Consider the following 14,135-nt stretch of genomic DNA (forward strand, 5'->3'; position numbering starts at 1 on the left):
ACGTTATGAAACTCTCTCATTATTGGTTTTGAAATCAGGCTGTACGCTATAGTCAGGCTATATTGCTATCTCCCGATTTTTTAACTCAATCCTCGTTTTTCTTTCAGCGATAGCCCGACTATCCTGAAGCTATACACACCCCGAATGGGTCACTGAGCAATCACTTAACACTGATGTGCTCCAGCTGGCCTGTTCAGTGCTTTTACGTAAAACAATTTTCCATTTTTTAATCTCAATAAACTAAACAGTAATCATGAGCTCAAAAAGTAGTGTAGCAGGTAAAGTAATTCTTATCGCAGGTGGTGGTAAAAATCTTGGTGGTTTGTTAAGTCGTGACTTTGCGGCACAGGGAGCGAAGCTGGCGATTCACTATAACAGCGACAGTTCAGAAACCGAGGCATTGGAAACACTTTCTGATGTGCTGGCAGCGGGAGCTGAAGGTTTCTTATTTAAAGGTGACCTTACGCAAATCAGCAACATCACAAAATTCTTCGATCAGACTATCAGAAAATTCGGAGGGATTGATATCGCCATCAACACGGTAGGTAAAGTTTTGAAAAAGCCATTTTCAGAAACCACAGAAGCCGAATACGACAGCATGAGTGATATCAATTCAAAAATCGCTTATTTCTTTATGCAGGAAGCCGGTAAAAAACTGAACGACGGTGGAAAAATCTGTACGATCGTCACTTCTCTGCTGGCGGCATACACCGGACTTTACTCCACCTATGCGGGCATGAAGGCGCCTGTTGAGCACTTCACACGTTCGGCATCCAAAGAATTCGGAGCGCGAGGTATTTCGGTAACCGCAGTAGCTCCCGGACCAATGGATACACCATTCTTCTACGGACAGGAAAGTGATGATGCTGTAGCTTATCACAAATCCGCGTCGGCTTTGAGCGGACTGACAGACATCAAAGACATCGCTCCTTTGGTGGAGTTTTTGGTAACGGATGGCTGGTGGATTACCGGACAAACCATTTTCGCAAACGGAGGATATACAACCCGCTAATCAGGAACCTGATACTACGCACCCCGAAAGTCCGGAAGAGCAACAAATTCTCTACTTCCGGACTTTCTTATTTATTCTACAATCTATTTATGCGTACTCATCATTCCGGAACATAATCCTCCAGCTCCTCGCACTCAAAACCTTCCCTTAACAATAGACCAACAATAGACTCCACTTTTTCAACTGACGTTTCTACCCTGAGAATATGATCACAATCTTCCAGATCGAAACTCCATTGCCCGACGGCAATCAATTGGTTGAAACAGGGCGCGAGAGCTGCAACTTCAGATTTGTTTTCAACATTCGTTTTAAAAACGTAAATCATTTGCTTGTTTTTAGAGCGTCTATCTCTTTTTGCAAATCCGTCATTGCTCCTCCGTTCAGAACATGTAAGAATCCTCTTTCTTTCAGGATACTTTCCGCTTTCGCACTTCTGAGCCCGTGTGAACAATAGGTTATGTAAGTTTTCGCTGAATCAAGCTCTTTAAATTTTTCGCGAAGTGATCCCAAAGATACATTTACAGAGCCCGCGATGTGCCCTACTTCGTATTCCTTTGGTGTTCTTACGTCGAGCAATATAGCCCCATTTTGCAATGCATTCTCCAATCCGGCGGATAAGGCGACATCGCGATACAGCCTGTAGGAGGCATAAACTACTAATACAGCTCCCAAAAGTAATCCTATCGTTTTCATACGTTTATGTCTGATTACACCTGAATATCATTACAGATTTTTAATATAATCCCTGATTAATTTCACTCCTTCATCATCCAATACAGTAACACCCGACTTGGGCATGTGGTACTCACCCATTTCACTCATCCTTATCAGTATATTTTCTTTGTTGAACTGAATACCTGTTTTCTCAAATGAAGTAGTATAGTTCAGATTCAGTGATGTACCGGAAGCTGTTCCCTGCTCCTGATGACAATGGGCACAATTCATCTCCAGATATGCCCGTGCGCGTGTTGCCAAAGAGAGTGTTGAATCCCTGTAATCCGGTAAAGAGGTTACTTTTGAAATATTGGCTTGATCCAGAATACCTTTCTTAATCAGATATTTAAACTGATTCTGCTGTGTGCCATTCACAGATATATTGATGTTCAGATTACGTATTTTAGGTCCGAGCGGAACCAATTCATTTCCCGATCTGTGGCAGCTACTGCAATCTTTCTGCGGTGGAATTTTGTATTCTACCCTACGGTGTCTGCCCTGTAAGTCCTGAAACGAAACCGGTACAAGTGCACCATCAGCAAGCAAGTCGGCATCATTTTGCGCGGTATTCCATTGATACGTAGCGGCATTCCACCCCCCTTCTGCCAGGATCAGCAATCTGGTTTCAATGATCCTTTTACCCTTTTCAGTACTCGAATAATAGAATGTTTTGGCAATGATTGTTCCATCAGGAAACACCGGCAGGCTATCTCCTTTGATAGTCATCTTTGTACCGACAGGCAATTTAATCAGTCTCTGTTTTTCAGCATAATCCGTAAACAAAGGTGAAGCAATTTCAATGGGCATCACCCCATTTGCAGGAATCAGTTCCGACATATTTGATCCGAACAACTCATATTCCGACAATTTATTTTTGAAAGTGATTTGGTTACTGATAGTTCCGGAATTATTGTTGCAGGAAAACGCAAGCACCATCGTCGTCAACAATAGACAGACGATGAGTTTAGAGTCACAGCGCATACCTCTTCTTTTAGGCAATGTTATCTGAATTCTCCAAACGGCTTAGTATATACTTATCTATATAAAATGTTCCGAATGGAATGATACAGCCTAGAAGAACTTTCCATGAAATTTCGGAAAACTTCCATCGATAAGTGATACTGACACTGATGGTCGTAAACACAAACCAGGTAAAAATCAATCCGTGAACAGGACCCATCATTTTGACCAGCCCCGGTTGATTCCATCCATACTTAAGCGGAACAGCTACAAATACCAGCACGAGCAATGAAATCCCTTCCAGAAAACCGATTAAACGCAGGCGACCTACGGGAGTTTTAAATAATTGTAACATAAATAACGGATTTAAAATGAACGTAAATAAGGGCGATTGGCCAATGGTGAAAACGGCCAGGGAATGGCAATCAGAATAAGCAGAAGTCCTGCCAAAAACCAGATGAACATGGTCCTGAACTTGGTTTTATCTGCATCCGCACGTTTCGCTTTGGCTGATCCTATGGTAATTACAACCACAGCAACCGCCATCAATGCTATATGTATAAGTTTAAAGAACACATGTTCACTCACCAGATTTGAACCTTGTAGCTCCGCAACTTTGAATTTCACTACCGGACTGATCATATAGAGATACAAGCCAAGCAACAACTGTATATGCGCGATGGTCGCAGTGACATGCCGGAGTGTATTGTTTGCATTGGTAAAAGTGATGCCATTTCGAAAGCCTTTCCAGCTTGTATAAATGGCGTACAAAAGACTGGCTAATACCAGCCATCTGTTGAGAGAATGTAATGTGAGAAGTGTCTGATGCATTGCTGTATTCGTTACAATGCAAAGGTATTTCAAAAAACATACTAATTAGTATGTTTTTTGAAAAAAGTTAAAAATTAAAATCATCTATTTGATTTTCAAATAAATACAAAATCATCTTAATACTGACCAACAAAAGGAACGGGCAGGGAAATATGAAATTCCTGCCCGTTCTTATTTGCGAGATGAATGACTACTTCGTTAAGTCAATCGGTAATGTATAAATGCGTTTACCAATAGCAGCGTAGATTGCATTACACAACGCTGGTGTGAAGGGCGGCACGGGCGGCTCTCCTACTCCGGTTGGTTTTGCGTCGCTATCGATAATATGAACATGGATATTTTGTGGAGATTCAGACATTCTGATAATCTGGTAACCATCAAAATTATTCTGTTCTACCTGACCATTTTTTACGGTAATGGCACTTTTCAATGCTAAACTAGTCGAGAACTGCGCACCACCTTCAAACTGGGATTTCACCCTGTCGGTATTCACAGCTACCCCACAATCCACGGCATAATGCACTTCCGGAATGGTTACATTGTTGTTCTCATCAATACTTACCTGTATGATACAGGCAACATACGTAAGGAAACTCTTATGTGCAGCAAAACCGAAGCCTGAACGAGCAGGTAGTTTTTTACCCCAGCCCGCCTCTTTTGCTACACGGTTGATCACCGCTTTCATTCTCGCCGTTTCCCATGGGTAAACGGCAATATCTTCCCCGTAATTTGGATAGGCTTCCTTCCCGGTTTCCTGACTGAATGTAATATTACGATCCGCACCCAGCAATTCAAGCGCGTTGGCCACCGGATCCATGCCTCTTGCCTCTGCAATTTCGTCAAGCATCGTTCCGATCGCAAAAACCTGAGGTATATTCCGTACCGACCTCAGCCATCCTACACGAATCTGCGCACGCGCATCATGGGTTTCGATTTGAATGGCAGGCACATCATAAGGAAAATCTGTTGCGCCAAGTCCCAGTTCGCCATCCGCCGGCTGCAATACGGACGGGTCTTCTGTGGCAGAGATAGACGGATAGGCAATATGGTGATTCCAGCCGCTTAACTTGTTATCTTTATCAATAGTTGCAACCACGCGTTGCACACTCAGTGAATGAAAATAGTCGTGATGGATATCGTCTTCCCTTGTCCATTGTACCTTCACCGGCATACCTGACTCTTTGGCAAGAACAGCCGCTTCAACTACAAAATCGGGTTTAGATTTCCTGCCAAATCCACCCCCAATGAGCGTCACATTCATTTTTACTTTGTCTTCAGCAAATCCCAGTGCATCGGCAACAGCCTTGATCGCCCCCTGCGGATTCTGCGTACATGCCCACACTTCGCATTTTCCGTCTTTCACCTGTGCCAGAGCCGCAGGAGGTTCCAGTGTTGCGTGAGCAAGGTGCGGGGCAATGTAGGTATGTTCAATTACCTTTTTAGCGCCTGCTTTGGCTGCTGCAAAATTTCCTCTTTTTCTTCTTACCCGACCATTTTTAGCTACTTCTTTTGTCAATTGCTGAATCTGCTTCTCAGAATCATAATCGGCGTTCGGTCCCAACTCCCACTCCACTTCCAGTAAATCTCTTGCCTTGATGGCAGCCCATGTATTATCAGCAATTACAGCAACACCTGCCAGAGGTTTGCTCAATGTAGCCGGAATACCAGCACCTTTGATTGTAATCACTTTATGAACACCGGGTACTGCCAAAGCTTTCTTATCGTTCACAGATTTTACCGCTCCGCCCACCACGGGACTCCGCTTGATCACAGCGATTTTCATTCCGTCCAGCACAACATCCGCTCCGAAAACAGCCTTTCCTGTTGTGATATCTTTCAAATCTACAATAGGCGTAGGTTTGCCAATCATATTAAAGCCGGAACGTTCCTTCAGCATCACCGCAGATACAGTTGGCACAGGCAAAGCACTTGCTTCTTCCACCAACTCACCAAACTCCAGCTTTTTGTCCGTACCAGTCAGAATTACGTGGTTGTTTGCAGTGTCGCACTTATCAACCGTAACGTCCCATTTTTTTGCAGCTACCTGCATCAGCAATAACTTGGCTGTGGCTCCCGCCTCACGCATCGGTTTATAGAACATGCGTACCGAAAAGGAACCGTCGGTATTCTGGTTGCCATACTTCGCTTCATTACCCTCAGCCTGAACAATTTTCACTTTGCTCCAGTCTGCCCCTAACTCATCGGCCACGATCAAAGGCAAAGAAGTTCTGATCCCCTGTCCCATTTCCGAGCGGTGCGCAACAAGGGTAACCTCTCCGAGATTGTCAATCGACAGATATACATTCGGAGCAAATGATACCGTTTTATTTCCTTTTTTATCACATCCCCAAAAGCTAACGCCAAGCATGAAACTGCCGGAGATCAGTCCGCCCATTTTCAGAAAGTCGCGCCGGGATGCTCTGAACACTTCGGATGTAACCTGATCGGCCCCATCCTGATGATTTGATAGATTCTTCATGTCATCAAAATTTAAAAGCTTTTTCATGTTACATTACGCAGATGCTGCGCTGAGAATAGCCGCCTTGATACGATTGTAAGTTCCGCAGCGGCAAAGATTTCCTTCCATAGCCTGTTCAATGGCTTCTTCGGAAGGCTTCGGATTACTTTTCAGCAGAGCAGCTGCATTCATGATCTGCCCGGTCTGGCAATAGCCGCATTGCGGAACAATGTGCTCCTCCCAGGCTTTTTGCAGCGGATGATCGCCATGCTCGGAAAGCCCCTCAATCGTCGTAATTTTTGATGACCCGACAGATGCTATCGGAAAGCTGCAGGAGCGGATCGCTTCATTGTCAAGATGGACAGTGCAGGCACCGCACAAAGCTTTGCCACAACCAAACTTCGTCCCTTTCAGACCAACAATGTCACGTAAAACCCACAACAACGGCATATCCTCCAAAGCATCCACTTCGTGGTTTTGCCCATTAATTGTAATTGAAAATTTCGCCATGGTGAATGTTGTTTATTGAATGAACTCATTCCGGAAAGGAAAAAGTTTACTAACAGGGTATAATTTACCCTTATCCGGCGAAATCTCAAAACGGAAAGGGTCATTCACATTCTGGCTAAGGTGCTCAGAATGAAGAATGACCCTTATCCATAAACGGCAGCTGTTATATCCGGTTTTTGTTAAAAGCCTAAATCAGCATACTATTCAGCCTTAAACAAATGGCTGCAATCTGAATCAACGGAGATATCAGAAAAGGTTGTGACCTGAAGAACTTTATTTTTCCGGTTTTCCATTTGCATTTTAGAAGGTAGGAATGTATTTGCATCGATGGTAACTTCATATGTCACTGTTCCGTCTCTTTCAAGTTGTCGAATCCCACCAAGCCTGTCCAAAACTGACCTTTTCATACTAAAGGAGATCAAATAGAAATCCCCCATTTTACTTACAGAAATGGTCTTTGCTATTTCCTTATCATTGAGTATCATCGGCAGATTACTTTTAATGGCAGGTATTGAATTATAAATAAAAGTGAGGCCAGAAAAATTAGATTTTACAGGTTTCTCAGTAACCGCATTTTTACCCGTTTTAGTGTCTAAGCTGTAAATTTTCTGACCATCATAAATGGTTGTGTAATCCCTGGTTGCAGTGTAGAATTTAAAACCAACAGGCTCTACGGCTGGAAGAAATTCAATGTATATATCATTTTCGACATGATCCGATCTATTTTCTTTTTCTGATTTTTGATCAAAAACCTGATGGTACCTGATGGTTTTAATTTTATTGAGCTGTCCTATTGTCCTTTCGATTATTACATGATTTCCCAAAACATAATCGTTCGTACTATGACTCGATTGGATACTACCGAAAACTTCTGGAGTAAGAAACAAAATGGTTTGGAGTACGAATAAGTTAAACATAGAAGAGTTGGAGATAAGTGGTTACAAAACAAGTACGAAGCACATACAGATATATTGTATTCCAAATACCTGAGAACTGTTCCTACCCATCCTGATCACGAGTTATTCAGAAACCGTCAGCAGTTAATCTGCCAACGGTTTCCTTCTTTCATCAATGCGCGTGCTCCCCTCCTGCATTATTCATTTTGGCAAGAACAAAAAATGCTCCCTTCACAACTACTCTGGCGTTCTGAGGAATGGGTTTCAAGAGAGTGATTTCGGTATAACCTATATCGGTGGTACCTTTCGCTACAGGAATTTTTTCAAAAATAACATCGGCACCATTTGCCGGTTTTTCAGACTCCCCGTGTTCGTGCCCATCTTCGTGATCATGAGCGCCTTCCTCGTGTGAATGTCCTTCTTTGAGATGTTCTTTCTCTCCATGGGCATCAGAAACTATAAAAATATAATCGAGTCCCTGGTGATTTACAATCGCCTCGGTAGGTACAGCAGGAACCGTTGCTTTTTCCAAACTTACCGCTGCCGTAATATTCATTCCATCTATCAGCCCCGATTTATTGCCCATCACCTTGGCATGCACCGACACCGCCTTGCTCTCTCCTTCGAAGGACGAACCCAGGGAGAAAATTCGGGCATCGTACTCTTTTCCAGGTGCATTTGTGAGCGTGAAATGGATGATCTGGTTGTTGCGCAGCTTGGGAAGATCCTTTTCATATACATACAGATCCAGGTGTAACTGACTGTTGTCCACAATTTCAGCAATCGGAGTAGTCAGATCTGCGAAGCTACCAATCTGCGCCACAACATTACTCACCACACCAGCAATCGGACTTTTTACAGACAAGGTGGAAACAAGCTTACCACTGCTGATCCGTGTCGGGTCAATACCCATCAGCTGGATTTGCTGGCTCAATGTATTCCGGCGTGTCCTGAGTGTTTTTAGCTCCGTTTCGGCTGTCTGAAAGTTCCGAAGTGCTCCTGCGTTACCCGCCGAAAGTTCCTTCTGCCTGTTATATTCAATTTCGGCCAGTGTAATACGGTCATTTACGGACACAAATTCTTCCTGCGACCGCATAAAATCAGGATTCGCCAACGTGGCAATGACCTGGCCTTTCTTCACGGCATCTCCGGGCTGAACAAGTATGGTCTGTATAACACCGCTATACAATGTGTTTACGGTTGCCCGGTTCTGGTTGGGGACTTTGAGTGTACCATTCGCCTTCAAAGCAGCTGTGAGCTCCTTCTCCTCAATGACGCCCATCTCCACGCCTATACTTTTAATTTGTGCAGCAGTCAGACTGGCCGTATTCGGACTTTCATGTTCTTCATGTCCCTCCTCCTCGCCATGCTGCTCAGTTTTCTCACTTTCTTTCTGCTGAGTACCGTTCTCTCCCTTACACGAGGAAAACAGATATACTGACATAAGCAAACTGGTTATTACTAATATCTTTTTCATTTTTTATCTATTCAGAAAATAATTGAACCGGATCACGGACTGGTTATAAGCATTCAGACTATCAAGGTAGTTGCGCCGGATATCGATCGCCTGGGTTAAAAACTGCGACAGTTCTGCAAAACTGATTTCCCCCTGACGGTAAGCCAACGTGGACGACCTGATGATTACAGCTGCCTGAGAGAGCCCGGTAGTTTCGTAGTATTGGAGCAATGTTTTGTTTTTCTCCACTTCCCGGTATGTCTGCTCGCTTTGTGATAGATACAGTTGCTCATTGTAAACCAACTGTTTCTCTTGCAGGTCTACTTCGGCCTTTGCCGCATTGACCCGATTTTTATAAGCGTTTATTCCCAATAATGGAAAGGCCGCACTTACGGAAAAACCTGTAAACGGATCGCTCAAACCATACAACCGCTGAGAAAAAAAACGGCCGGAAAAATCAGGTTTGTTTTCATTTTTTGCCACTGAAACTCCTGCACCGGCAATGGCAATGTTTTGCTTCTGCAAGTCCAGTAACGGGTGAGCAACCGCATTGTTCTGCTCAGGCTCAGGCAACTTTGCAAGCGCGCTATCGGCAGCAAGATACGCAACCGTCGTATTCAGTAATTGCATCAACAACCGCTGCTGTATCTGTATTTCATTGATATTCTGTGCGATAAAGGCTTTCAGCTCACGTGCTCTGGCACTGGAGGCTACACTATCCAATCCCGGAGCATCTCCTGTATGCACCCTAAGAATGGTAGCCTGGTTTAAGGCAGCATAAATACTATCCAGACTCTGGAACAATTTCCCTTTGTCCTGCAGGTACCAAAGCTCATAATATACCGATCGCACCTCTCTTTTCAGATTTGCACCAATCACCGTGCCGTTAATCTTCGTAGCTTCAAGTTGCTTTTGATATACATTTTTCTGGGCTTTATACAAACCAGGCCATGGCAGGGTCTGCGATACACCGATTTTCAGAATACCTTTGCTATCAGTCGGCCTTAAATCCTCATTCTCAGCGAATATTCCTGTTTTAGGAATCAATCCTGCAGATTTCACCTGGTATTCACCCTGTCTGACAGCCTGCCGGTTTACCTCCAGTTCTAGGTTACCGCTACTTGCATTAATCAGCTGATCTATATGAACTCTTTCGCCGATACTATTCCTATCCTGAGCACTGGCATTTCCGGCGGTCAATAATAGCATGATCACGGCAATCACTGCCGCGGAAGATCCTGATATTTTACCTTTGGACTTGTTAAAAAGTATATAGAGCAAAGGTAGCACGACCAGTGTCAGAAAAGTGGCCGAAACCAATCCGCCGATAACTACCGTGGCAAGTGGCTTCTGCACTTCCCCACCCGCTCCGGCAGAAAATGCCATAGGTAAAAATCCGAATGATGCTACCGTGGCCGTCATCAAAACCGGTCTGAGCCTCATCTTCGTGCCTTCTATCACACGCGGAATAAGCTGATCAAAACCTGATTTTTCCAACTGATTGAAAGTACTGATCAGCACAATGCCGTTCAACACCGCTACACCAAACAATGCGATGAAGCCAACGCCAGCCGAAATACTGAACGGCATATCCCTAAGCAAAAGCGCAAACACTCCTCCGATCGCACTCATAGGGATTGCAGTGTAGATCAGCAATGATTCTTTAAAAGAACCAAAAGTAAAGTACAGCAACAGGAAAATCAGTGCGAGAGCGATCGGAACGGCGATCATCAAACGTGCAGATGCCTTTTGAAGATTTTCAAAAGTTCCGCCATAGGTAATAAAATAACCTGTCGGCAGTAGATTCGTGTCGGAAAGTTTAGTCTGAATATCTTCCACCACGCTTTGAACATCACGGCCACGGACGTTGAACCCAATTACGATCCTGCGCTTTCCGTCCTCCCGGCTGATCTGCGCCGGACCTTCCTTAAAGGACACAGAAGCCACTTGTGACAACGGGATTTGTGTGCCATCGGCCATGGCAACGAACAAGTCACTTACGTCCTCAATTGAAGAGCGGTTGGCGCTATCGAGCCGGACAACAAGATCAAATTTTCGTTCATTTTCAAACACCACACCCGCAGCTTCACCGGCAAATGCAGTACGAACAGTACGATTGATATCTTCAATATTCATCCCGTAACCAGCAATTTTGGCGCGGTCATATTGAATGGTAATCTGCGGCAAACCGGTTGTACGTTCCACCTGCGGGCTTGTTGCTCCCTCTACCGACTGTATAACACGCGCAATTTCAGGCGCAATAGCAGCCAGTGTATCTATATTTTCACCGAATACCTTAATCGCAACATCCTGCCGTACACCGGTCATCAACTCATTAAAACGCATTTGAATCGGCTGATTCGCTTCAAAAAACACACCGGGAATTTCTTGCAGTTTCTCTTCCATCCTACCGGCCAGTTCAGTGTAACTTTTGGTAGTGGTCCATTCACCTTTGGGCTTTAACAAGATAATCAGATCGGTCGCTTCCGGAGGCATCGGATCTGTCGGTACTTCGGCACTGCCTGTTTTCCCGACAACCATTTTCACCTCAGGAAATGACCTGATAATCCGGCTGGCCTGCATGGAGGTTTCTACACTTTGTGAAAGCGAAGTGCCTTGTGGCAGGATACAGTGAAATGCAAAATCACCCTCTTCCAACTGCGGAATAAACTCTCCGCCCATTCTTGAAAAAAGGAAAATAGCCAACGCAAACACGGCCACAGTCGTAGAAACAACTGCGATGCGAAAACGGATTGCCCAGGTAAGCAGGGGTTGATAAGAAGCCTGTATGCGATCCATCATCTTGTCGGAAAGTGTCTTTTTATCTGACAGAGTTTTAGGCAGAACAAGGGCAGACATCATCGGGATATAAGTAAGTGAAAGAATCAAAGCGCCGAGAATTGCGAACGAAACGGTCTGCGCCATGGGTCCAAACATCTTACCTTCAATACCCACCAAAGCAAGGATCGGAATATAGACAATCATGATAATGATCTCCCCGAAGGCTGCGCTACTGCGGATTTTAGATGCCGAATCGTACACTTCCTGATCCATTTCATCCTGAGTCAACCGCCGGGTGGTTTTCCTCAGCGCCAAATGATGAAGCACAGCTTCTACGATAATCACCGCCCCGTCCACAATCAAGCCAAAGTCAATTGCCCCGAGACTCATCAGGTTGGCAGAAACACCAAATGTATTCATCATACCAAGGGCAAAAAGCATCGAAAGCGGAATAGCGGAAGCTACAATCAGACCAGCACGCAGGTTCCCCAAAAACAAGACAAGCACGAGCACTACAATGAGCGCCCCCTCTATCAGGTTGGTTTTTACGGTATTGACGGCCCTGTCCACAAGATCGGTTCTGTCCAGATATGCCTCAATTACTACATCAGCAGGCAACGACTTTTGAATGGTCAGCATTTTCTCTTTCACGCGTTCCACCACGGCTGCACTGTTAGCACCTTTGAGCATCATGACAATCCCACCTACAACCTCTTTTTCTCCGTTATAAGTCACTGACCCATACCGAACGGCATGCCCTAAACGTACCTCTGCCACATCGCGCACAAGCACAGGAATCCCATTCACATTTTTAACTACAATGGACCTGATATCATCCAGCGAAGAAACCAACCCAATGCCGCGGATAAAATAAGCATTGGGCTTTTTATCAATATAGGCACCGCCGGTATTCTCATTATTCTTAGCCAATGCTGTGAACACATCCGTAATCGCCACGTTCATACCTTTCAGCTTCTGAGGATTGACCGCTACTTCATATTGTTTCAGAAGTCCACCGAAACTGTTCACTTCCGCTACTCCCTTGGTACCATACAGCTGGCGTGCTACGATCCAGTCCTGCATGGTGCGCAGGTCCATGGCGGAATATTTGTTTTCAGAACCCTTTTTGGGGTGAATGACGTATTGATACACTTCCCCCAACCCGGTACTTACAGGTGCCAGTTCGGGTGTACCGATCCCCTTCGGGATTTTTTCTTCTGCCTCTTTGAGTTTTTCATTGATGAGCTGACGGGCAAAATAAATGTCGATATCATCCTCAAAAACAACTGTAATGACAGAAAGCCCGAAACGTGAAATGGATCGCATTTCAACAAGGTCGGGCAGATTGGCCAGGCTTTGCTCAATGGGGTAAGTAACCAGCTGCTCGGTTTCCTGAGCTGCCAGCGTAGGTGTCAGCGTAATGATCTGCACCTGGTTATTGGTAATATCGGGCACTGCATCCACCGGCAGGTTGGACGCACTCCAAAGCCCCCACACAACAAGCCCCAGGGTAAAAATACCCACGACGAGCTTATTGCGGATCGAAAAATATATGATTCTATCCAGCATTTTAATTTAACATGAAAAGTGTACAGATGTAGCATGCCAGTGGCTCACATGTAGCCATCAGGACAAACCAAACTGAAAACGAAACAGGTTAAACCAGACGCGGAGGTTGCCAGATTAGCCCGGCATTGGGCTGATCAAATGAAGCTTTGTATTGAAAAGATTTCTCCGGAGTAACAGGTAAAGACGCAGGCAGCGAAAACCCGAAAAGCATCGGAGGCATCGTTACCGTAGCACAGCAGGAGCAAATGCATAAGGGAGAACAGTAATCACCACCATGTTCCGGGTGCTCCGGCTCGTTGTGGGTTGCCTCTAAAGAAACACCCTTTTCATAAGGCAAATGAACGGCACCGTCCTGGCAGGGAAAGCAAGACAGGATTCCGATGTACAAAGCCAATATGATCAGCGATAATTTCATGGGGCAAAGATATAGCGAACCCACATGCAACAGGTAGGCAAAAAGAAAAATTAAAAATCTTATGCGTACACGCATTGTTTGGGAAAAGAAACCGTAGCTATCTTTGCAGCCAATACGATGCGAGGTACTCTGCTTTATATATGGCTTATTTCAACGCTCCTGCCGACGCTCAGTCAGTGGGGCACCATCGCTTACTACCAGATCAATAAAGAATATATCACCAGAGTGCTCTGCGAAAACCGCGACAAACCTGAGCTGCATTGTAACGGACATTGTGACCTGGCTAAAAGACTCAAAGCGCAGCAGGAAAAACAGGACCAGCAAACCAGCGACAAGGTTCAAAATTTACCTATCGTTCAGCTTTTTGCATCTCCTGTTATTTCTTTTCAATTTTCACAAAGCGCTTTTTGCCGGAATCCTGAGCTTAGCTTTGCCTATAAACTGACGGCCTATCAGGCGCACTTGTCAGTCACTGTTCCTCCTCCCTGTCTGGCTTAAGCCACTATCATTTTCGGAATTTACAGAACTATTCT

Annotated in this window: 13 protein-coding genes; 2 read left to right on the forward strand and 11 right to left on the reverse strand. The window is 44.8% G+C overall.

Translation table 11 applies throughout. The features are described from left to right. Positions 1-253: 253 nt before the first annotated feature. Entirely contained in the window at positions 254-1,012 is a 759-nt protein-coding gene (locus tag DSL64_RS06125) for an SDR family oxidoreductase (protein WP_115829778.1), read from the forward strand. A gap of 100 nt (positions 1,013-1,112) precedes the next feature. Here DSL64_RS06125 and DSL64_RS06130 read toward each other — a convergent pair whose 3' ends face one another. The 11 genes from DSL64_RS06130 to DSL64_RS06180 form a co-directional block, all read right to left on the reverse strand. Beyond that, entirely contained in the window at positions 1,113-1,337 is a 225-nt protein-coding gene (locus tag DSL64_RS06130; protein WP_115829779.1) for a hypothetical protein, read from the reverse strand. Then, positions 1,334-1,705 (reverse strand): rhodanese-like domain-containing protein, encoded by a 372-nt coding sequence (locus DSL64_RS06135; protein WP_115829780.1) that lies wholly within the window; start codon positions 1,703-1,705, stop codon positions 1,334-1,336. Before DSL64_RS06135 ends, DSL64_RS06130 begins: the two co-directional genes overlap by 4 nt. Positions 1,706-1,735: 30 nt before the next feature. Continuing rightward, entirely contained in the window at positions 1,736-2,707 is a 972-nt protein-coding gene (locus tag DSL64_RS06140; RefSeq protein WP_115829781.1) for a c-type cytochrome, read from the reverse strand. Positions 2,708-2,717: 10 nt separating this feature from the next. Beyond that, a complete protein-coding gene (locus tag DSL64_RS06145; protein WP_115829782.1) occupies positions 2,718-3,041 on the reverse strand; it encodes a DUF3817 domain-containing protein in 324 nt (107 codons plus the stop codon). An 11-nt stretch (positions 3,042-3,052) separates the two neighbouring features. Continuing rightward, positions 3,053-3,517: a hypothetical protein gene (locus DSL64_RS06150; RefSeq protein ID WP_115829783.1), complete on the reverse strand. Its 465-nt coding sequence runs from the start codon at positions 3,515-3,517 to the stop codon at positions 3,053-3,055. 190 nt (positions 3,518-3,707) lie between these two features. Beyond that, positions 3,708-5,996 carry a xanthine dehydrogenase family protein molybdopterin-binding subunit gene (locus DSL64_RS06155; protein WP_199539334.1) on the reverse strand — a complete coding sequence of 763 codons (2,289 nt, stop codon included), beginning with the start codon at positions 5,994-5,996 and terminating at the stop codon, positions 3,708-3,710. 33 nt (positions 5,997-6,029) lie between these two features. Beyond that, positions 6,030-6,485, reverse strand: a complete 456-nt coding sequence (locus tag DSL64_RS06160; protein ID WP_115829785.1) for a (2Fe-2S)-binding protein — start codon at positions 6,483-6,485, stop codon at positions 6,030-6,032. Positions 6,486-6,685: 200 nt separating this feature from the next. Then, positions 6,686-7,402, reverse strand: a complete 717-nt coding sequence (locus DSL64_RS06165; RefSeq protein WP_115829786.1) for a hypothetical protein — start codon at positions 7,400-7,402, stop codon at positions 6,686-6,688. Positions 7,403-7,553: 151 nt separating this feature from the next. Next, positions 7,554-8,858, reverse strand: a complete 1,305-nt coding sequence (locus DSL64_RS06170; RefSeq protein WP_115829787.1) for an efflux RND transporter periplasmic adaptor subunit — start codon at positions 8,856-8,858, stop codon at positions 7,554-7,556. 3 nt (positions 8,859-8,861) lie between these two features. Beyond that, entirely contained in the window at positions 8,862-13,187 is a 4,326-nt protein-coding gene (locus DSL64_RS06175) for a CusA/CzcA family heavy metal efflux RND transporter (RefSeq protein ID WP_115829788.1), read from the reverse strand. Positions 13,188-13,275: 88 nt separating this feature from the next. After that, positions 13,276-13,602 carry a DUF6660 family protein gene (locus DSL64_RS06180; protein ID WP_115829789.1) on the reverse strand — a complete coding sequence of 109 codons (327 nt, stop codon included), beginning with the start codon at positions 13,600-13,602 and terminating at the stop codon, positions 13,276-13,278. Positions 13,603-13,680: 78 nt separating this feature from the next. On the opposite strand from DSL64_RS06180, the gene DSL64_RS06185 reads away from it, so the two are divergent. Beyond that, complete coding sequence (locus DSL64_RS06185; protein ID WP_374755824.1) at positions 13,681-14,100, forward strand: hypothetical protein; 420 nt, start codon at positions 13,681-13,683, stop codon at positions 14,098-14,100. Positions 14,101-14,135: the final 35 nt, after the last annotated feature.

Origin of the sequence: Dyadobacter luteus, from assembly GCF_003383615.1 — a bacterium.
GTDB lineage: Bacteria > Bacteroidota > Bacteroidia > Cytophagales > Spirosomataceae > Dyadobacter > Dyadobacter luteus.

Bases quoted from the DNA above. Each gene is read 5' to 3' on its own strand.
- DSL64_RS06125 (WP_115829778.1), top strand. From the start codon at position 254: ATGAGCTCAAAAAGTAGTGTAGCAGGTAAAGTAATTCTTATCGCAGGT.
- DSL64_RS06130 (WP_115829779.1), bottom strand. From the start codon at position 1,337: ATGATTTACGTTTTTAAAACGAATGTTGAAAACAAATCTGAAGTTGCA.
- DSL64_RS06135 (WP_115829780.1), bottom strand. From the start codon at position 1,705: ATGAAAACGATAGGATTACTTTTGGGAGCTGTATTAGTAGTTTATGCC.
- DSL64_RS06140 (WP_115829781.1), bottom strand. From the start codon at position 2,707: ATGCGCTGTGACTCTAAACTCATCGTCTGTCTATTGTTGACGACGATG.
- DSL64_RS06145 (WP_115829782.1), bottom strand. From the start codon at position 3,041: ATGTTACAATTATTTAAAACTCCCGTAGGTCGCCTGCGTTTAATCGGT.
- DSL64_RS06150 (WP_115829783.1), bottom strand. From the start codon at position 3,517: ATGCATCAGACACTTCTCACATTACATTCTCTCAACAGATGGCTGGTA.
- DSL64_RS06155 (WP_199539334.1), bottom strand. From the start codon at position 5,996: ATGAAGAATCTATCAAATCATCAGGATGGGGCCGATCAGGTTACATCC.
- DSL64_RS06160 (WP_115829785.1), bottom strand. From the start codon at position 6,485: ATGGCGAAATTTTCAATTACAATTAATGGGCAAAACCACGAAGTGGAT.
- DSL64_RS06165 (WP_115829786.1), bottom strand. From the start codon at position 7,402: ATGTTTAACTTATTCGTACTCCAAACCATTTTGTTTCTTACTCCAGAA.
- DSL64_RS06170 (WP_115829787.1), bottom strand. From the start codon at position 8,858: ATGAAAAAGATATTAGTAATAACCAGTTTGCTTATGTCAGTATATCTG.
- DSL64_RS06175 (WP_115829788.1), bottom strand. From the start codon at position 13,187: ATGCTGGATAGAATCATATATTTTTCGATCCGCAATAAGCTCGTCGTG.
- DSL64_RS06180 (WP_115829789.1), bottom strand. From the start codon at position 13,602: ATGAAATTATCGCTGATCATATTGGCTTTGTACATCGGAATCCTGTCT.